Source organism: Streptantibioticus rubrisoli, from assembly GCF_024436055.1.
GTDB classification, from domain to species: Bacteria; Actinomycetota; Actinomycetes; order Streptomycetales; family Streptomycetaceae; genus Streptantibioticus_A; species Streptantibioticus_A rubrisoli.
This window is the reverse complement of sequence record NZ_JANFNH010000001.1, coordinates 172423-191448: the sequence shown is the minus strand read 5'-3', so window position 1 is coordinate 191448 and position 19026 is coordinate 172423. Positions and strand designations below refer to the sequence as shown.

21 protein-coding genes and 1 pseudogene are annotated in these 19026 nt (G+C 69.9%); 5 read left to right on the top strand and 17 right to left on the bottom strand.

The genetic code is table 11. The annotated features are described in order from the left end of the window. Positions 1–23: 23 nt before the first annotated feature. Positions 24–1223, bottom strand: coding sequence for a cytochrome P450 (locus NON19_RS00980; protein ID WP_255924576.1), 1200 nt, complete (start codon positions 1221–1223; stop codon positions 24–26). Positions 1224–1295: 72 nt separating this feature from the next. Then, positions 1296–1493, bottom strand: a complete 198-nt coding sequence (locus NON19_RS00975) for a ferredoxin (protein WP_255924575.1) — start codon at positions 1491–1493, stop codon at positions 1296–1298. A 189-nt stretch (positions 1494–1682) separates the two neighbouring features. Here NON19_RS00975 and NON19_RS00970 point away from each other — a divergent pair, with 189 nt between their 5' ends. Continuing rightward, the gene (locus tag NON19_RS00970) at positions 1683–2171 is read left to right on the top strand and encodes a MarR family winged helix-turn-helix transcriptional regulator (protein ID WP_255924574.1); all 489 of its coding nucleotides are present in this window, start codon (positions 1683–1685) and stop codon (positions 2169–2171) included. Between the two features lie 84 nt (positions 2172–2255). Here NON19_RS00970 and NON19_RS00965 read toward each other — a convergent pair whose 3' ends face one another. The 4 genes from NON19_RS00965 to NON19_RS00950 form a co-directional block, all read right to left on the bottom strand. Then, positions 2256–3617 (bottom strand): S53 family peptidase, encoded by a 1362-nt coding sequence (locus NON19_RS00965; RefSeq protein ID WP_255924573.1) that lies wholly within the window; start codon positions 3615–3617, stop codon positions 2256–2258. A 267-nt stretch (positions 3618–3884) separates the two neighbouring features. After that, positions 3885–4154, bottom strand: coding sequence for a hypothetical protein (locus NON19_RS00960; RefSeq protein ID WP_255924572.1), 270 nt, complete (start codon positions 4152–4154; stop codon positions 3885–3887). 72 nt (positions 4155–4226) lie between these two features. Continuing rightward, positions 4227–5477 (bottom strand): S53 family peptidase, encoded by a 1251-nt coding sequence (locus NON19_RS00955; protein WP_303653197.1) that lies wholly within the window; start codon positions 5475–5477, stop codon positions 4227–4229. A gap of 595 nt (positions 5478–6072) precedes the next feature. Further along, positions 6073–7041 (bottom strand): helix-turn-helix domain-containing protein, encoded by a 969-nt coding sequence (locus tag NON19_RS00950; protein WP_255924571.1) that lies wholly within the window; start codon positions 7039–7041, stop codon positions 6073–6075. A gap of 251 nt (positions 7042–7292) precedes the next feature. Here NON19_RS00950 and NON19_RS00945 point away from each other — a divergent pair, with 251 nt between their 5' ends. Beyond that, positions 7293–8054, top strand: a complete 762-nt coding sequence (locus NON19_RS00945; RefSeq protein ID WP_255924570.1) for a G1 family glutamic endopeptidase — start codon at positions 7293–7295, stop codon at positions 8052–8054. Between the two features lie 72 nt (positions 8055–8126). On the opposite strand, the gene fahA is transcribed toward NON19_RS00945, so the two are convergent. The 3 genes from fahA to NON19_RS00930 all read right to left on the bottom strand — a co-directional run bounded on the left by fahA (position 8127) and on the right by NON19_RS00930 (position 10406). Further along, complete coding sequence (fahA, locus tag NON19_RS00940; protein ID WP_255924569.1) at positions 8127–9353, bottom strand: fumarylacetoacetase; 1227 nt, start codon at positions 9351–9353, stop codon at positions 8127–8129. Positions 9354–9592: 239 nt separating this feature from the next. Beyond that, a complete protein-coding gene (locus NON19_RS00935) occupies positions 9593–9724 on the bottom strand; it encodes a hypothetical protein (protein WP_255924568.1) in 132 nt (43 codons plus the stop codon). A 145-nt stretch (positions 9725–9869) separates the two neighbouring features. Next, positions 9870–10406 carry a winged helix-turn-helix domain-containing protein gene (locus tag NON19_RS00930; RefSeq protein ID WP_255924567.1) on the bottom strand — a complete coding sequence of 179 codons (537 nt, stop codon included), beginning with the start codon at positions 10404–10406 and terminating at the stop codon, positions 9870–9872. A 358-nt stretch (positions 10407–10764) separates the two neighbouring features. Here NON19_RS00930 and NON19_RS00925 point away from each other — a divergent pair, with 358 nt between their 5' ends. Together NON19_RS00925 and NON19_RS00920 are read left to right on the top strand one after the other, a co-directional pair. After that, on the top strand, positions 10765–12825 hold the full coding sequence (locus tag NON19_RS00925) for an FUSC family protein (RefSeq protein WP_255924566.1): 2061 nt from the start codon (positions 10765–10767) through the stop codon (positions 12823–12825). A gap of 235 nt (positions 12826–13060) precedes the next feature. Next, positions 13061–13882: a MerR family transcriptional regulator gene (locus tag NON19_RS00920; protein WP_255924565.1), complete on the top strand. Its 822-nt coding sequence runs from the start codon at positions 13061–13063 to the stop codon at positions 13880–13882. 20 nt (positions 13883–13902) lie between these two features. Here the strand turns inward: NON19_RS00920 and NON19_RS00915 are convergent. From NON19_RS00915 to NON19_RS33875, 8 genes and pseudogenes are all read right to left on the bottom strand, one after another. Further along, positions 13903–13992 (bottom strand): annotated as a pseudogene (locus tag NON19_RS00915) (acyl-CoA dehydrogenase family protein); the annotation flags it as partial. Between the two features lie 276 nt (positions 13993–14268). After that, complete coding sequence (locus NON19_RS00910; RefSeq protein WP_255924564.1) at positions 14269–15063, bottom strand: glycosyl hydrolase family 16; 795 nt, start codon at positions 15061–15063, stop codon at positions 14269–14271. Positions 15064–15450: 387 nt separating this feature from the next. Beyond that, the gene (locus NON19_RS00905; protein ID WP_255924563.1) at positions 15451–15951 is read right to left on the bottom strand and encodes a hypothetical protein; all 501 of its coding nucleotides are present in this window, start codon (positions 15949–15951) and stop codon (positions 15451–15453) included. 467 nt (positions 15952–16418) lie between these two features. Beyond that, complete coding sequence (locus NON19_RS00900; RefSeq protein WP_255924562.1) at positions 16419–16589, bottom strand: hypothetical protein; 171 nt, start codon at positions 16587–16589, stop codon at positions 16419–16421. 69 nt (positions 16590–16658) lie between these two features. Further along, positions 16659–17078, bottom strand: a complete 420-nt coding sequence (locus NON19_RS00895) for a DUF6221 family protein (RefSeq protein ID WP_255924561.1) — start codon at positions 17076–17078, stop codon at positions 16659–16661. A 105-nt stretch (positions 17079–17183) separates the two neighbouring features. Then, the gene (locus NON19_RS00890) at positions 17184–17318 is read right to left on the bottom strand and encodes a hypothetical protein (protein ID WP_255924560.1); all 135 of its coding nucleotides are present in this window, start codon (positions 17316–17318) and stop codon (positions 17184–17186) included. Positions 17319–17413: 95 nt separating this feature from the next. Next, on the bottom strand, positions 17414–17779 hold the full coding sequence (locus tag NON19_RS00885) for a restriction endonuclease (protein ID WP_308213644.1): 366 nt from the start codon (positions 17777–17779) through the stop codon (positions 17414–17416). Continuing rightward, positions 17776–18156, bottom strand: coding sequence for a DUF6197 family protein (locus NON19_RS33875; RefSeq protein WP_443729328.1), 381 nt, complete (start codon positions 18154–18156; stop codon positions 17776–17778). The genes NON19_RS00885 and NON19_RS33875 overlap by 4 nt, the downstream gene beginning before the upstream one ends. A 264-nt stretch (positions 18157–18420) precedes the next feature. Here NON19_RS33875 and NON19_RS00880 point away from each other — a divergent pair, with 264 nt between their 5' ends. Continuing rightward, the gene (locus NON19_RS00880; protein WP_255924559.1) at positions 18421–18894 is read left to right on the top strand and encodes a hypothetical protein; all 474 of its coding nucleotides are present in this window, start codon (positions 18421–18423) and stop codon (positions 18892–18894) included. Positions 18895–19026: the final 132 nt, after the last annotated feature.

Below are 19026 nucleotides of genomic sequence, written 5' to 3'. Positions count from 1 at the left end.
GGCCGCCGGTCACCGTGACGGCGTCACCAGGCCACCGGCAGTTCATGGACACCGTAGATCGCCATGTCGGTACGGAACCGGATGTCCTCGTACGGGACGGCGAGCCGCAGGCCGGGCAGTCGGCGCAGCAGCGTCTCCAACGCGATCTGCAACTCCACCCGGGCCAGCGGCTGGCCGAGACACTGGTGGACGCCGAAGCCGAACGCGACATGGCGACGGGACTCGCGGCCGATGTCGAGCCGGTCGGCGCCCTCGAAGACCTCCTCGTCCCGGTTGGCGGCGGAGAGCATGCACAGCACGCCCTCGCCCGCGCGGATGGTCTGGCCGCCCACTTCCAGGTCCTCGGTGGCGACACGGGGCAGCCCGAAGTGCACGATGGTGAGGAACCGCAGCAGTTCCTCGACCGCCGGCTTGACCAGCGCCGGTTCGGCCCGCAGCCTGGTCAGTTGGGCCGGGTCGCGCAGCAGTGCCAGGGTGGACAGCGAGGTCATGTTGGCGGTGGTCTCATGGCCCGCCACCAGCAGGAGCAGGCCCGTGGAGGCCACCTCCTCGTCGGTCAGCTCACCGCGCGCCACCAGGCGGCTGATGATGCCGTCATCCGGCTCTCGCCGCTTGCGCTGCGCCAACCGGCCGAGGTACTCGGTCAGTTCGTCGCGTGCCTGCCGGATCTCGTCGGCCGTCGAGCCGTTGTTGAGCATGATCCGGCTGCGTTCCTGGAAGTAGGTGTGGTCGGCGTAGTCGACGCCGAGCAGGAGGCAGATCACCAACGACGGTATGGGCAGGGCGAATTCGGTGACGAGGTCTGCGGGGGCACCGTGCTCGACCATCCGGTCGAGGAAGTCGTCCACGATGCGCTGTACCCGCGGGCGTAACACCTCAGCTTTCTTGATCATGAAGTCGGCGGTGAGCATCCGGCGCAGCCGGGCGTGCTCCGGATCGTCGAGCCGGATGAAGCTGGTGCTCTCGTTGGCCAGCGCGCGTCGGCCGTCGGTGACGAACGGGAAGCCGGGGCGCCGGGCGTCGGAGCTGAACCGCTGGTCGCGCAGGACGACGCGGACATCGGCGTGCCGGGTGACCATCCAGCACTGCGAACCGTCCCACAGGGTGACCCGGGTGACCGGCTGCTCTCTGCGCGCCCGCTGGTAGGCGGGTGGCGGGTCGAAGGGGCAGGCGCCGCGGGGGGCGGGGAAGCTCAGCGGGGTTACGGGGTGCGCGGTCGTCATCGCGGATCTCTCCTTCACGGTCAGGTGCGGAACGCGTGCGTGCGGCCCCCCGGATGGGTAGCGCCCGCGCGCTTACGCCTCGTGCACTTCGATGGCTCCGGACGGGCAGACGGTGGCGGCGGTACGGATCTCGTCGTGGAGTTCGGCGGACGGTCGCTCATCGAGGAGGCGGACGATGCCGTCCTCCTCGCGCTGGTCGAAGACCTCGGGGACGGCCAGCACGCACTGGCCGGAGCCGCAGCAGCGGTGGGTGTCGACACTGACTCGCATGGGCTCTGTCCTCCACCGGGGTAGACCCGTATGTCTGGGCAACTAGATACCTAACAAAGGCAATTAATGCTGTCGACACGCTACCTCCCGCGCCCGGCGGGGAAACAAGGGGTCAGCTCCACCGGACGGAAGTTGGCCGGTTCCCGACGACCTGGTGTCCGGGGTGCCCCGCGGGACTAGAGTTCCGCCATGTCCGACGCCCCCGATGCCGACGACGCCACCGCGGCCCTCGAACGCGTTCTGCTCAGCCTGTCCTACCTGCTCACCCGCCCACAGACCCATGACCACTCGGTGACCCGGGCGGACGTTCGGATCGGAAGGTCGGACGTGCACCTGCTGATGGCGCTGGACAACGACGGCGGTTCCTGCCGGGTCGGCGACCTGGCCGCTCGTCTGCTGGTGGAGCCGTCCCATGTCACCCGCCAGGTGGCCCAACTCCAGCTCCAGGGGCTGGTGGAGCGCACCCCGGACACCACCGACCGCCGCGCGCGCAACATCACGATCACGCCAATGGGCACCTCGGTGCTGGTGCGGCTGCGCCGCTCCAACCGCGAGGCGCTGCGGGAGGCGCTGCACGACATCGACGAGCGGGACATCGACGCCACCGTGCTGGTGCTGCGCAGGCTCGTCGAACGGTACGTCCGCCGGGTGCGGGCGGGCGAGCCATGGGTGCGGTGAGCACGCGAACGCCGGAAGGCCCGGATCCGTTGTGCACGGATCCGGGCCTTCCGCTTCGAGCCGCTCAGCGCCCCCGGGAGGGGGTCAGCTCAGCCGCGCCAGGGCCGGGACGAAACGGGCCGCGTCGACGGTGCCGACGCCGGTCGCCATGTCGTAGCCCTTCACCGCGGTGTAGCCGGTGACGCCCGCGTAGCTGTTGTTGGTGCCGTCCTTGACGTCCACGATCCCGGTGAACGGGTTGTGCGCCGACAGGCTGTTCAGCTTGTACAGCGCCTTGTGGATGTCGCCCACCCGGTGGCCCGCCACCTGGTCGGCCAGCGCGATGATGCCGGAGAACAGCGGGCTGGCCTCGCTGGTGCCGCCGGAGATGTCCCAGCCGACCGAGGTCGGGTCGTAGCTGGAGTACACCCAGGCGCCACCGTCGACCGCGGCGGCCATCGACACGTCCGGGGTGCCGCGGCGGGTGCCGACGACGTTCTTCACGCTGTCCTGGAAGGCCGGGCGGGTGAAGACGTGCGACTGGCCGCCGCCGCCGGCGCCGTGGTCGTTGTAGACGCTGTCCGGCTTGAGGCGGTCGCCCTTGTCGTTCAGGTGCAGCTGCGTACCGCCGAGCGAGGTCACCAGCGGGTCGGAGGACGGCCAGGAGTTCACCCGGTACTTGTAGTAGCCCTTGCCGTCCGCGGTGTTGTCGGTGGCGCCGCCGTCACCGGAGGACGCCAGCACCGTCACCTTGTGCTTGGCCGCGTCCTTGAACGCGTAGCGCAGGTTGTTGATGCTGGAGAAGTCACCCTTGTCGAAGCCCGGGAAGGTGTTCTCGGTGGCCCCGAAGCTCTGGGTGATGACATCGCCGATGTTGTGGTCGATCGCCCACTTCTCGGCGTCCATCATCTCCGGCAGACCGGTGACGCCCTCGGTCTCGGCGACCGCGGTCTCGATCAGGACGATCTTGGCGTCCGGCGCGATGGCGTGCGCCATCTCGACGTCGAGGGTGGTCTCACCGGCCCAGCCGGTCATGTCGGCGTTCTTGGGGTCCCACGGCGGGACGTTGCCCCACTTCTTGATCTGGACCTGGGTGTGGGGCAGGCCGAACGTCTTGCTGTAGACGTCCAGGTCGTGCTGGACCGTCGGCGAGCCGAACGAGTCGACTATCACGATCGTGCGCCCCTTGCCGGTGACGCCCTTCTTGTACAGCGGGTTCAGGTCGTAGGCCTGACGGTACTGCAGCGGTGTGTAGCAGGCGAGCTTCCACTTCGCCTGGCACTGCTCCGTGGTCAGCGGAGCGCTCACGCCCTTGATCAGGGAGTGACCGGCGATCGCCGGGACCGGCTTGACCTGCGGCGCGGCGGCCGCCGTCCCGCTCAGCGGGGAAATCGCCGCGGCGACGACCAGGGCGGTGGCCCCTGCGGCTGCGGCCACGGCGCGCGGCCGGGGACGAACTCTTCGCATGAACTCTCCTTGTATGGAGGGAAGTCGTACTCGGACGACTGCGGCGATCCCACCTGGCAGGTCATGACCTGGACAAGAGTGTTTGGTTTTTACTATCAAATGCTTTACCTCCCTGCGTGAATCTTTGCCGTCCACTGACCAGACCTTGACCGGAATTCACCTACGAAGCGGGACATTCGCCCCCGCCAACCGCCACCACTGAGCGTGGTGGATGTCAAGTCGCTTGGAGCCCCAACAGGCCACTACCCGTACGGAGGTGATCGGCAATCAGTAACGGCGTGTCGCCGGGAGCGCCGGAGGCCGACGGGGCGTCAACTCTTCGGCGCGCGCGCAGCGCGGCGCGCCCGCTCCCTCCGTGGGCGTCCGGCTGCGTGCGCCGCGCACCCGCCCCAACTCCCGGGAGACGGGGACCACATAGCCGTCGCCGGTGCGCTGCGCGGCCGCCGCCGTCCGGCTGGCCCAGGACAGCGCCGCGCACCCCGCGTACACCTGCCCGAGCGTGCGCACCACGCTGGCGACGACGCGGATCAGCGGCATCGACGACGCGCCGGGACCACTGAGCCCCGGCCGCGTGGCTCGCGACCGGGGCTCGGTGTCACATCAGGGGCGTCAGCCGGTGAACGCCTTCAGTCCGTTCGGGGTGCCGAGCCCGGTCGGGCCGTTGTAGCCCTGGCCGCCGTTGCACAGGTACGACGGGTTGCACGTACCGTTGGAGCCGGACGTCACGTTGTTCAGCGCGGACGCGTTCTTGTAGGGGAACGACGCCGGGTTGCTGCCCGAGGACGGCGCACCGGCGAGCGCGTACACGCTGGCGATGATCGGCGACGAGGCGCTGGTGCCGCCGACGACCTGCCAGCCGTTGGACTGGTAGGTGTCGTAGACCGCGACACCGGTCGCCGGGTCGGCGACCGCGGAGACATCGGCCACCGTGCGCTTGGCACAGCCGTTGTCCTTCTGCCAGCTGGGCTTGGCCTCGACGGTGGAGCAGCCGGAGCCGGTGCCCTCGCCGCCCGCGCTTGTGCCCCAGACCTTCTCGCTCCAGCCGCGCTGGCTGGAGTCCTTGGTGAGCGAGGTGCCGCCGACCGCCGTGACGTTCGGCGAGGCCGCCGGGTACTCCACGCCGAACCCGGAGTCACCCGCCGAGGCGGTGATGACCACACCCGGGTGGTTGAAGAACTGGCTGTCCGCCTGGGCGTCCGTGGCGTCCTCGCCGCCGCCGTAGCTGTTGGAGACGAACTTCGCCCCGGACTTGACGGCCTGGTTGACCGCCGCGCCGAGGTCGTTCATGTTCGCCGAGTTCGCCTCGACCAGCAGGATGTTGGCCTTGGGCGCGATGGCCGAGACCATGTCCAGGTCGAGGGAGATCTCACCGGCCCAACCGGCGTCAGCCGACGGGTAGTTGGTGCCGCCGTTCTGGTCGATCTTCTTGAAGCAGCCGTTGCCGCAGTCCGGCAGCCCGTACTGCTTGCGGTAGGCGGCCAGGTCCTGCGCGGCGTTGGGGTCGTCCTGGGCGTCGACGATGGCCACGGTCTGGCCCGCGCCGTCACCGGTGAGGTTGTACGCCTTGCGCAGGTCGGCGGGGCCGAAGCCCTGCGGGGTGTCGTTGGCGCCCGCCATGTTGTGCTTGACGATGTCGGTGCGCACCAGCGCGAGACAGGACATCATGCCCGGCTGGCTCGGCTGTGAGCACATCCGCTTGACGTGCGGCTGGCTGGCGGCGGTCGACGTGGTGGACGCCGCGCCCGCCGGGGCGACGATCGCGTAGGTACCGGCGACCACGGCGCTCAGTGACGCCGCCGCGATGGCACCCTTGCGGAATCCGCGCTTGCGCCTGTGCGCGGAGGGAGACGATATAGGCAATGAACGGCCCTCCCTGGGGGGATGGGGACAGCGCTGAAGGCCACCCAGGGGGGTGGAACCGAACCCGGCGCTGTCCCGGGAATCGCCACTCGCACGTGTGCTGCGCCCTGCCGTGATGGGGGCACGCCAGGGGTGGGGGTAGCACGCGGACGGCAGGAGACAAGCATGCCCATGACATGCGAGGCGAACTGCCACCCCGTTGAGTGGTGTCTGGCGCTCAGGAAGCTAGCCGACCGAACCGCCTCGGGACAAGGTCGCGATCCCGCCCCGTAGGCCGTGAAACACCCATGTAACCAGGCCACGCGGCCATCAGGGAAGGGGTGTTCGGGATTCGTAACGGCTCGCCCGGGGCGGCGCGCCGAGCCCGACAGACTCGGCCCCAACTGCGACTACCTGCGGTAATGCGTTCACCAAGGGCAGGCAATGGGGAGTACGGCGACCGTGAACTGACAGCGCGTCATACCGTCGGGCGGGCCACCAAGCGCACTCCGGAATTACGCAGGATTCCTCAAGAAATAATTTCGCCCGCCGCTCCCCGAGGAGACATTCACCCCATAAGGTGAACTCCTGGCAAGTCCTGATGAACGGTAAGGAACTACAGCAGTCCGGCCCGGGCCGCCTGGATGCCCGCCTGGAACCGGGTCCGTGCGCCGAGGGCGTCCATCACCTCGCGCACCCACCGCTGGACGGTGCGCGGCGAGACGCCCAACTGGCGGGCGATGCTGTCGTCGGTGAACCCGGCCGACAGCAGCGTGAGGAGTTCCCCCCTGCGGTCCTCCGCGCCGAACGCCGGGCCGCCCGCGTCCGGCACCCGTACCGCCCGGTGCCAGTACGCCTCGAACATTCCGGTCAGCGCGTCCAGCAGGGACGAGGCGCGCACCAGTACCGCGGCCCGCAGTTCGGATCCGGTGGCCACCGGGAGCATCGCCCAGCGGTCGTCCACCATGGCCAGCTTGCACGGCAGTTCCGGCAGCATCCTCGCCTCCTCCCCCGCCGCGACCACCTGGCGTATTTCGGCCAGTCGGCCGGGGGCGCTGACCGAGCCCGCCTCGTACACCGCGCGGACGCGCACTCCACGGGTCAGCAGGGAGCGCTCCAGTTCGGTGTCGGTGCGCGAGATGTGCGGGGGCTTGTCGAACAGCAGCAGGTGCCGCCGCGCGCCGTCCTGCATCTGGCGCCAGCGCTCGGCGATGGCGGCCGTGCCGGTGACCACCTCCACCAGATCGGCCGCGTGCGGCTGCTGGGCCCGCCGGTAGGCCCGCATCAGCTCGCTCACCCGGCCGCGGGTGCGCAGCAGTTCCTCCTCCCGGCGTAGCAGTAGCGCCTCGACGGCGACATCGGGCGCCGCCGCCGACCAGCGGACCGGGATGCCGTCATGCCGGGTGACCAGGCCGTGTTGGGCGAGCGCGGCCAGCAGCCGCTCGGCGCGGTCGGCGGTGACGCCCAGCTCCGCGGCGAGACCAGCTGCCGTACAGTGCGGAGAGGCGAGGACACGTAGGTAGGTGCTCTGTTCCGCTTCGGGAATGCCAAGGCCTTCGAGCAGACCGCCCGAGGCCGCGCGCATGGGCGCCGACCAGTGGGTTCCGCCTGACACCGCGTGGAAACCGGCTGGGAACACCCTGACCGCCCTTCGGTTCCGGGCGGGCCGAGCTCGACGAGCGGTACCCGCCACCACCCGCTATTGTGTCATGTTCTCGCCATGGCGGGTTCCGGTTGGCCCCTGACTCTTGAGGGTTCACGCAGGCCACACCCACGATGAACCCCGGTCTGACAGGCCCCCGAACATCGACTCCATCCCCCACAGGAGACCGGTACATGGGCACGAATGCAGGAACCAGACGCAATCGTTTCACCGGCCGGGCGGCAGCCGCGGGTCTGCTGCTCGCCGCCGCTGTGATCCCGGCGGGTGCCGGAACATCAGCGGCCGCCTCCGGTACGGGCTTCGGCCCGCACGCGGGACGCTTCCAGGACAGCAACTGGGGCGGCTATGTCGCCACCGGAAGCTTCAGCACCATAAGCGGCTCCTGGACCGAACCGCATGTCACCTGCAACAGCAGCAGCGACCTGTTCGCCCCCTGGATCGGCCTGGACGGCTACGGCTCGCAGACCGTGGAGCAGACCGGTGTGCAGACCGACTGCTCCAGCGGCTCGCCGGTGCTCTCCGCCTGGTACGAGATGTACCCCGCCGCCCCCGTGTACTGGAACGACCCGGTCTCCGAAGGCGACAGCATCACCGCCTCAGTGGTCTCCAACGGCGGCGGCAGCTACACCCTGACGCTCACCGACAACACCAAGGGCTGGACCGAACACGTCGACAAGGACCTGGCCGCGGAGAACGTCAGCGCCGAGGCGGTCATAGAGTCCCCCACCCAGAGCTATCCGTCCTTCAGCCAACTGGACTTCTCCGGTGTGACGGTGGACGGCCAGTCGCTCGACGCGACGAACCCGCAGGCGTTCACCAGCGGCGGCTACGCGCCGGGCCCGCTGTCCGGGGGTTCGTTCTCCATGACGCCGAGCGGCGCCGCCGCCCGTACCCCGCACGCGCCCGCCAAACGGCCCAGCGTCATCCGCTACTGAGGGCCGCCCAGCGCTACCGTGGAACCGCAAGGGGCGCCCGGACCGCGACCGGGCCGGGCGCCCCCCGGTTGGTCACACGGCGGGCGACACCCGGCCGGTGACCTCGCCGAAGCCGACCCGCCTGCCGTCCGGACCCGGAGCCCAGGCGGTGATGGTGACCTCGTCGCCGTCCTCCAGGAAGGTGCGTGAGACGCCACCGCTCAGCCGTAGCGGATCACGGCCGTTCCAGGTCTGCTCCAGCAGGCAGCCGCGCTCGTCGTCACCCGGACCGCTGACCGTGCCGGACGCGAACAGGTCACCGGTGCGCAAGGAGGCGCCGTTGACCGTCATATGGGCCAGTTGCTGCGCCGCCGTCCAGTACATCGCGGCGAACGGCGGGCGGGAGACCACCTCCGCGTTCAGCGCAACCTCCAGCCGCAGGTCCAGGCCCCACCACTCGGACTTGGCGTCGTCGAGGTACGGCAGCAGCGCGGTGTCCCTCGCCGGTGGTACGACCCGTGCGGCCTCCAGCGCGTCCAGCGGGACGATCCAGGGTGAGACCGACGTCGCGAAGGACTTGCCGAGGAACGGGCCCAACGGCACGTACTCCCACGCCTGGATGTCGCGCGCCGACCAGTCGTTGACCAGGCAGACGCCGAAGACGTGGTCCGCCAGCGCGTCCAACTGCACCCGCTCGCCCTGCCGGGTGGGCGTGCCGACCACGAAGCCGACCTCGGCCTCGTAGTCCAGCCGGGTCGACGGGCCGAAGACCGGCTCTGGATCACGCGGCGCCTTGCGCTGCCCGGTGGGGCGGACGACATCGGTGCCCGAGACGACCACCGTTCCGGCCCGCCCGTGGTAACCGATGGGCAGATGCTTCCAGTTCGGGGTGAGCGCGTCCGCGTCGGGGCGGAAGATCCGGCCGACGGTGGTGGCGTGGTGCTCACTGGCGTAGAAGTCGACGTAGTCGGCGACCTCGAAGGGCAGCCGCAGTCCGACCGAGTCGAGCGGGTGCAGCAGCGGTTCGACGGTGCCGCGGTGCTCGGGCTCGGTGAGCCAGGCGGTCAGCGCGGCACGCACCCGCCGCCACACCGGCCGACCGGCGGCCATCAGCGGGTTGAGCACCGGCTGGGAGAGGAGCACCGCGTCCTCGGAGCCGAGCGCGCGGGCCGCGGCGCCCGCGTCGAGCACATGGTCGCCGATCCGCACGCCGATCCGCGCGGAGCCGGGGGCGTCGGCGGTGGTGAAGACCCCGTACGGGAGATTGTGCGGGCCGAACGGGCCGCTTACGGCCGCATCCAGCGGGCTGACTTCGGGCATCGGTGGCGCCTCGCCTTCCACGTCGCGGGTGAACGCGGGGGTAAGGCTACGACGTCAGGGCCTTCGGCGGGGGCACGGGGTCGGCCACGCCGACGGCGCTTTTCGGGCAGTGGGCGGGGCGTCCCGTGGTATCGGCGAGCAAGCCCGACGGCGCGGTCCAGCGCAGGACACATCACCGCAGCCGCCGAACGCGCCGCGCGGCCCCGGGGCGCGGGACGCCGACCGGTCCGCCGGGAGGCCTACCAGCGGCGCAGCGCCATCAACCGCCGCCGCACATCCACCCGTTGCTGCCGCGGCACCGCCTCACGCTCCTGTGGCGCGTCGGGCGAGCGCGTGCCGTCGGGGGTCGAGCGATCCGCGTCCTCGTTCATCGCTGGCGCATCCTTAAGCCGGTCGGAGCGGGTGATGGACTTCAGGACGCCCACCCCACGGCTATGGTTCCCCGCCCGGGCGACCCCGCACCAACAACGCGGTGCGGGCCGCCATGGTCACGGCCCCGCACCGCGTCGCGTGCGGTCAGTCGCCGGTGAGCGGCGCGTACTTGTACCCGACCCGGCGGACGGTCACGATGCCCGCCCGGTGCTCGGGACCGAGCTTGCGGCGCAGCCGGGCGATATGCACGTCCACCGTGCGCCCGTCACCCACGTGGCCGTAGCCCCAGACGGTGTTGACCAACTGGTCGCGGGTGTGCACCCGGTGCGGATGGGCCACCAGGTGCGCCAGCAGCTCGAACTCGAGGTAGGTCAGGTCGAGCTCGCGCCCGTCGATGCTGGCCGTACGGCGTTCGTGGTCGATCAGGATCGGGTCGCCGGAACCGGGCGGTTCGGCCGCCTCCGTCGGCGGGGCCTGGTCGGCGGGGACCAGTACCAGGTAGCCGACCATCGGCGGCTGCCCGGCGGCCGCGGGCAGCGAATGCCCGGGGGCGGGGATCCAGGTGGCGCCCGGTGGCAGGAAGTCCGGCGCCGGAACGACCTCGTCGGGCCGTACCGCGCGCAGCCGCTGGCGGGCCGGGATGGAAGCGTGCAGGGTGTGGGTGCTGGAGATGTTCGGCATGGGGTCTCGGCTCTTTCGCGCGAAGGGACGTGCGGACGTCGTGCGCGGGGCCGGGCCGTACCGACGGCGGTGGCCGTTTCCGGGTCAGCCGTGGGCGTGGGCCCGCGCGCGGTTCGCGCGGCAACACAGGCGGTCGAAGTCGTGCGCCTGCCGAGACGGCCAGAACGGCTCAAGGTCACTGCGACCCGTCGCGGTGTCATTCAAGCTGGCCATGACGCCATTGAACCAGAAGGTCGGCGCCTGCCGCGCCAGTTGATGTACTCCACATGCTTCCGGTCGCGGTTCCAGCCGGGATTTTCCGCCGTGCGCCGCCGAGGGGTGCTATCTGTTTCATAGGGATCATCCCTATGATCCGGGAATGACCTGGCAGCGTTCGCTCCGCGAGGCGGTCCGTTCCGGACTGTCCGTCGAGCGGGCCCAGCTGGAGCCGCTGGCCGCCCTGCGCGGTGCCGCCGGAGTGGCGGTGGTCATCGCGCTGGCCCTGTGGCTGACCACACCGGCGTTCGCCGCGTCCTGCGCGTTCGGGGCGTTCGCCGCCGGAATCGCGACCTTCCAGCGCAGTTGGCGGCCGCGCCCGGTGCTGGCGCTCACCGCCGGCGGCGGGCTCGCGGTCAGCACCTTCCTGGGATACCTGGCGGCGGGCCGCACCGGCGCGTTCGTCGCGCTGCTGGCGCTGTGGTCGCTGGGCGCCGGAACGGCCTGGGCGCTGGGACCCACCAGCGGCGTGGTCGCCGCGCTGACGGTCACGGTGATGCTGGTCGTGGTGACGTTGCCCACCAGCGTGCTGGGGGCGCTCGGCCATGCCGGGGTGATCGCCTTCGGCGGTCTGGTGCAGGCGGCGTTGATCGTCCTCTTCCCGATCCGCCGGTGGGGCGCCCAACGCGACGCGCTGGCCGAGGCGTTCGCCACGGTGGCGGACTACGCGCGGCGACTGCGGCACGACCCGATGGCGCCGTTCGAACCCGAGCCGATGATGACGGCGCGCAGCGCGGCGGCGGTGACCCCGCGGCAGGCCCGGCGGCGCCCGGCCCAACTGCGCGGCGGGCGCGCGGTGGCGGAGCGGATCCGACCGGTGCTCGCTTCGCTGGCGGATCCGGCGCTGGGCGCGGCGTCCGAGGGTCCGGAACGGGACCGGGCCCGCCAGTTGCTCGGCGGCGCCGCCGAGGTGCTGGACGCGGTGGCGCACGCGATCCGTACCGGCCGCCCGGTGCGGCTGTCGAGCCGGACCGCCGCGGCCCTGGAGGAGCCGGAGGGCGGCTCGCCGCTGACGGGTCCGGCGCGGCGGGCGGCCGGACGGCTGACCGCGCTGCTCGAGGAGGCCGTCGAGGAGGCGAACGGCCCGAGCGCCGCCGACCAGGCGGCCGTGCAGGGCGCGCTGCTGCGGCCGACCGTGCCGAAGCTCCTGCCGCTCGCGGTACGGGCGGTGCGGCGCGAGATGCGCTGGGACTCCCCGGTGCTGCGGCACGCGATACGGCTGTCGGTGGTGGCTTCGCTCGGCTATCTGCTGGGCCGGGCCCTGCCGTTGGGGCACGGTTACTGGGCGCCGGTGACCTCGACGATGGTGCTGCGGCCGGACTTCTCCCAGACGTACGCGCGCGGGGTGGCGCGGTTCGCCGGAACGCTGGCCGGGCTGGTGGTGGCCGGTGCGGTGATGCGGTTCGCCGCTCCCGGGCCGCTGGTGTGCGCCGGACTGGCGGTGTGCTGCCTGGGGTTGATGTACCTGCTGCTGCGCACCGGATACGCGGTGACCTCCGCGTGCATCGCGGCGTACGTGGTCTTCCTGCTCGGCATGATCGGTGTCGGCTGGCATGAGGCGGTCACCGACCGGGTGCTGCTGACGCTGATCGGCGGTGCGCTGGCCATGGCGGCGTACGCGGTCTTCCCGGCCTGGGAGACGCCGCGGTTGCGCGAGCGGCTGGCCGACTGGCTCGAGGTGACCGGGCGGTACACGGCGGAGGTGGCCGCCTGCTACGCGCACCCGGCGGACCGCCGCCGACACCGCCGGGTGCGCGAGGCGCTGCTGGACTTCCGCTCGGCCCGGCTGGCCTGGGACCAGGCCGTTGGCCGGGCCCGCGCCGAGCCGGTGCGCCATCGCGGCCTGTCGCCCAGGGCGAGCGAACTCGCCAAGGACGCACTGACGTTGATGGCCCGCGGCGGAATGCTCCTGGAGGCCCACCTACCGCCCCGCGACGCACCCCCGCTTCCGGAAGCCGACGCGTTCGCCGAGGCGGTGCGCTCCACGGCGGCATCCATGTCAGCGGCGATCCGGCAACGGGAGCCTGTTCAGGCCCAGTTGGGCTCCGCGGGCCAACGGACCGCCGACCCGGTCCTGGCGCGGGCGGCCGAACTGGTCACGGAAGCACTGGAGGACCTGGCGCACGCGGTACGGGCGCCCTCAACCGCGGTGCGGGAGAAGTGAGGTTCGGGCGCCGCACGGGGGAAGCGGCGCCCGAACACCATCAGCATAGCTGACGGATGGCCATTACATCTACCCCCGTACGAAAGGAGGTTGGCGGGCCGGAGAGTTCGCGTCGTCGCTCCGGGAATCGGATCAGGCTTGACCACCTCAGGCTTGACCACCGCGTCCGGAGCCGGTGCGGTGGTGGCCGATGCTTGACCCTCACATCGTGTGAGGGCCTACACCCGGAGACGCCATGTTCAGTATCGGAGACTTCGCCAGGCACGGTCGGGTGTCGGTCCGCATGCTGCGTCACTACGACGCGATCGGACTGCTCCGGCCCGCGCACGTCGACCCCGCGACCGGCTACCGCTCCTACGAGGCGGGCCAGTTGTCCAGGCTCAACCGCGTCGTCGCGTTGAAGGAGTTGGGATTCACCCTGCAGCAGGTCCAGCAGATCCTCGACGATCACGTCACCGCTGGGGAACTGCGCGGAATGCTCACGCTGCGGCAGGCTGAGCTCCAGACCCAGATCGCGACGGACACGGCTCGACTGGCGCACGTCCAGGCGCGGCTCCGGATGATTGAGAGCGAGGGGACCATGCCCAGCGAAGAAGTGACGATCAAGCGCATTCCCGCCGTGCGGGTCGCGGAGATGACCGGTACCGCGAAGACCCTGGAGCCGTTGTCGATCGGCCCGGTCGTTCGCGAACTGTACGCCGAACTGTGCTCGGCCCTGGACCGGGCGGGGGTCACTCCGGTCGGTCCGGCGACCGCCTACTACGAGGACGCTGGGGACGGGGAAAGCGTCATCGTCCACGCCGGTCTTCCGGTGAACGTCGAGCCCGATGATGCCTTCGACTTCGCGGTGGTCGACCTTCCGGAGGTGGAGCAGGCGGCCACGATCGTCCATCGCGGCTCGATGGACGACTGCCTGCCCACCTACCAGGCGCTGGCCCGCTGGATCGAGGATGCGGGCTACCGCACCGCCGGGCCGAACCGCGAAGTGACCCTGGCCTGCCCCGAAGACCTCGACGGCATGGTCACCGAACTGCAGGAACCGATCACCCAGCAGTAGCGTCCTGCCGCCCCAATCGCTCAGCGGATCGGCAGCCCCGAGATGCTGCGGGCGATGACCAGGCGCTGGATCTCGCTGGTGCCCTCGAAGATGGTGTAGATGGCGGTGTCGGCTGGGCTGGCCCTGCGCCAACTCAGTTCCGCTGCTGGTCAGCGCTGCGTTACTCCGGGGTTGCTCCGCGCTGGATCGGTGTTGTTCCGGGTTGCGCGGGCAAGATCGTCTCCCATTTCTCCCCCGAAACGGCATGAGCCCCCTCCCGCGTCCGGGAAGGGGCTCGCTCAGTGCCGGGACCTACCGAGGGGGACCATCCACTGCGGGAGATCCCGACACGCCTGAGGGTGTTGCTCACTCTGCAATAGTCAACAGCGCGCAGAGCATCGCGTCAGTCACCCAACAGGGTGAACGAAGTTTCGATTTACGGCGACCGCCACCCACCCGCGGCGTGCACGGTTCCGCAGGTCCGGCTGTTCAGCTGCGGGCTCCCATCGACCTCTTCCAGTGTCAAGGGCATCACTCAGGTCGGGAACGTTGCCCTCGGTGAACCGCAGCAGGAAGTGCCAGCGTCCCCATGATTGGCCGGTGTCGACGGCTACTTGTTCGCCGTAGTTGGAGGGGTGCATGAACCCGGCGACCTGCGTGTCCCCCTCCGACTCCGGGAAGTCGTTCTCCGAGCACTGGTCCGAGTTCGACACGGGCCACAGCAGGTGGGCGCTCTTGTAACCCTTGGCGACGTGGGAGACGCGCCACCGTTCCTGGTAGGCCCCGTACTTGAGACCCATGGCGGCCTTGGGTACGACGGTCGCGGAGTGGACCGGGCCGGACGAGCCGCGCCACATGCGGATGTGCGACTGCCCGTCGCCCCACGGCGAGGGTACGACCCACAGGGTGGTGACGGGGTCGTAGTAGCCGCCGACCGGGTAGCCGCGCTGGGTCGCGGTGTCCGGCCAACCCGCGGGGTAGGCCCACCAGTTCGCGCGCATGCTGCCGGTCAGGCCAGAGCGGTACACCTGCGGGGTGTCGTCGTTGTGGTCGCAGCCGGAGAAGCTCCCGAGCGGTGTGCGCTGGTTGAACCCGTCGGCGAAGATCAGGCGGAAGCCGTGTTGAGCGGCTGGAGCAGGGGCGGCGTTGAGTCCGAGGAGTGCGGCGACCATCAGACCAACGGCGGCGAGGCGACGACGCACCGGGTCACCTCCCATCAGGTGATCCAGGGCGAAAGCGCGGCTGTCTAGGCGGCGTTGTAGGTGCGGCGGGCGCGCTCCCGGGTGGCCTTCTCGGCCTTCACCACGTCGATGGCCCGGTACTTCGGGATGCGGCACTTCTCGCAGGTGGCGCGCTTGAGGTGCCCGCGGTGCGCCCAGATCCGGATGACACCAGACTCGACGCCCGCTGCCCCGGCCCCTCGGCGGTGGTCGAGAGGGTGTGTTGTTGGTCGAGGTCTCCGTCAATGCTGATCACGGGTCTCTCCTGGCATGCGAAAGCCCCAGAGCCGAGGGGCTTCGGGGCTTGTGGATCGGTGGGCACACCTGTACCTGCCGATGAAGTTACGCGTAACACTGTTCATTCGTCAACTAAGCGGCGGCTTGCGCGTACTCGACGGCCACGGCCTTGGTGTGCGCGAACAGCTCCGCCGGGGTCAACAGCAGGCCGCAGTTGGAGTTCCGGCACTCGATGTAGTCGTCACCGTCCGCACGGAACAGGGCCAGCAACTCGCAGCGGGGGCACGGCACACGGTGGTGCTCCAGCCTTGTGTCCCGGGCGGTGAACCGTAGGGCTGTGCGGTGCCAGCCGTGGATCTGCGCGGCCGGGTTCCCGGACAGCCGGTCGTGGACCTCGACGGCGAGCGGGTGGTGGGCCAGTGCCCAATCCAGGTGTGCGGCGAGGAACGTCATCGCGGCGTTCGCGGTGGCGCCTTCCCGTCCGCGGGCTGACCTCCGGATGAGGCTGCGGAGTTGGCGGATGCCCTCCTCCAACTCGACTAGGGCGCCGAGGATGTGGTCGGTGAGGAGTCGGGATGCTTGTCCGGGCCATGCGGGGTGGGTGGGGTGGCGTCCGATGGTGCCGGTGGGCATGCCGCGTGTGCCGTGGACGGCCTCCAGCCTATGGCGGTGAGGAGTTCGGTGTGGGCGCGGTGGGTGCAGCGTGCGCAGTGGACGGGGTCGCCCCAGGTGGGCTGGAGGTCGTGGGTGGTGCCGTGGGTGGCGTTCGGTTTCTGCGCGGCGCCATGGGTTGTTGCACAGGCCAGGGCAGGGTCTCGGGGTCGACACGCGCGGGGCCTCCCGGGTTGCGTGAGGGTGCCGCGCCCATTGTGCTCCTGGTGCGCGACAACGCCCGGATGTGACCAATTGGCCCACTCAGGCGGGTTTCATGGTCCACTTGCTGTTATGGCGGTGAGGCACGCGGATACGCGGGAGGAGTGCGCCGCCGCCCTCGACGAACTCTGTTCCCAGCTGGGTGCGGTGCCGACGATGAAACCGGTTCGCATGTCGCTCGACCGCCGATGGATCGCCCGGGCGATGATGCCGCGGTCGACAGGCTGCTACCACTGCCAGTTGGACGATCCGCAGTAGTAGCTACCGACGGGGTTACAGGGGTCGCCGCCCGTGTGCCAGTGGTGTGGGTGCCAGGCGAGCCAGATCAGGCCGATGGCCAGCAGTATGTAGAGGATTCGGCGGATCGGTCGGCGGCGGCCTTTGAATGGGTTCGTCATAGTGTCCCCCGGTGCTGCGAACCTGTGGCCTAGGGTCTCACTACTCGGCTCGCATGCGAAAGCTCCGCGTCACCGCTGCTCCTCCTGTTCCGTCCAGCCCCAGGCTTCGGCGAGCAGCCGGACCGTGGGGCACGGGAACACTTCGGGTCGGAGGTCGTAGTGCTGACCTTGGGCGCAGGTCTTGCAGGCGACTGTGAGCACACCGGGCTCGGGCCCATCCACGTCCGGGTAGATGTACGCCTCGCGTTCCGGCTGGTGCAGGGCGAGGAGTTCGCGTTCGGCGGCGATCCGGCGTAGCACTGCGGCCGGGTCGGCGGCCGCGGTCAGGCACCGGATGGTGTCGTCAGCTCCGGCGATCAGGATGTTGCTGTCTGTGTAGACCTCGATACGTTCGGCTTCGGGCGGCCACCACAGGTCATCGCGTAGGGCCCGTGCGATCTCCTCGGCCCGTCCGTGGGCCGCTACCAGGAACTCCAGTGGATCAGTCATCGCCCGCCTCCCGGCGCTCTCACGGCCAGTATGCGCCCGGCCCGCGACCATGCCCGGGCATGCGAAAGCCCCGCGCGACGGTGCGCGGGGCGGCGGTAGGCGGTCTCACCAGTAGAGGGTGAAGTCGCGGCAGATCCAGTCGATGAGCGGGGTGGCCACGTAGCGCAGTATCGCCAGGCTTCCGATCACCAGCACGCTCACGGCGACTAACGCGATCCGCACCTGCCGACGCTTCCCCATCGTGCCCCCTGGATCTGCATACCGGCGAACAGCAGGTCACGGGCGTCGGTTCGGGCATGCGAAAGCCCCGCGCATGGGCTCAACAGTCGGCCGGGTTACTGCCAGGGCGCCGGACCGGTTCGGGAGGCCCACCCGGCGAGGGCGTCGACGTCATAGAGGCCGATGCGCATACTCCTCCCGTAGTTTGCGGCGTCCTTGGTGAACGTCGAGGTCGTCACGAGCGCGGCGATATCGGCTCGGTGCCAGGCGTAGCAGGTGCCGCCGAACTTTTGCATGTCCCCGGAGCCGACCTTGTTGCTCGGCCCGTAGCGCTTGCACTGGATGACGATGCGGCGCCCGTCGGGGGCTATGGCTTTCACGTCGGCTCCGAGGTCCCCGCGGCCACCAACGACTTGCACGTCCGTGCAGCCGTCTCGCTGGCATAGGTAGGCGATGCCCTCTTCGAACTGCCGCGGACTCATGACGTGGTAGTTGGCGATCTCCCGGGAGCGGGTCTCCTCGATTCGGGCTTGCTCGGCTTCCCATATGCCTGCTGGGGGGTGCGCCCGGGCTGCTGGTTCCAGTCGCCGATCAGGTGTGGCCAGCCGCGGTCACGCAGGACGTGGAGGACGTGCCCTGCGGCCCGGTGTGCGGCGTGCTCGGAGCCGACGCCGAGCGCCACGGCGGCGCAGATCGCCCCGCATACGCAGCGGGCGCCGCGCCGGTTTCGGAGGTGGTGAGGCTGCTGCTGCCAGCCCCATTCGCGGAGGATGCCCTCGGCCACGTGCAACTGGACGGACGGCGGGTGATCGAGACGCCGCGCGTACTCGGGGCCGCACAACGTAGCGCTGAGACTCACTGCGGCCAGCCCGGCACGATGAAGGCCGAATAGAAACTTTGAGTTTCTGATCAATATGGCATGGCCTTGACAGCTGGCATATGGGACGGGAGCCTATTGGATGCCTGAGTGCCCATGCTTTCTTCCCGAGTAGCCGCCCCGACCTCAACAGGGGGACACATGTCTCGCACTCGTACTCGATTATTCACTACCCTTCTTGGTGCTGTTCTGTGCCTGTTTGTCGCGGCCCCCATGGCCAGTGCCACCACGGGAGACCTCGGTGGCATGGAGCTCAATGAGTACTGCCAGGCGATGCACTACCAGGGCGCCGAGAAGATCGACAATGGCAATTCCAACCCCTGGGTCTGTTACTACAACAACGGCGCGTACTGGACGCCGCTGAACCTGTTCGCCGCCTGCGACTGGCAGTTCAGCGATCTGGTGCGAGCCGGCTTCAACGTCCGGTTCGTGGGCGGACGCTGCTGGGCGATCAACGCGATCGACTATTCATCCCCCAGCGACATGCCGCTGGGCGGCTACTGTAAGGCCCTCGGGTACAACACCCCGGCTCTCGACGTACACAATGTCGCGGGATGGCGATGCGTCGGATACAACGGTGTCCACTACGCCATCGACTTGCACGCCGCCTGCCGCTGGCTCAACCCGACGCTCGTCGCCCAGGGATACAGCCTGGTCTCCTACTTCAACCGCTACGGCGACGTATTCGGCATCCGCTGTCTGGCAATGAAACACAGCTGAGAGCAGCGGTCAGCTGCACCCACGAGATCTTCGGAGGAGCACGCTGACACGACGCTGCGCCCCGGCCTCGTCATCGAGGCCGGGGCGCAGCGTCGGGGGACTAGCTGAGCAGCTCGTCGGGCTAGGTCCGCG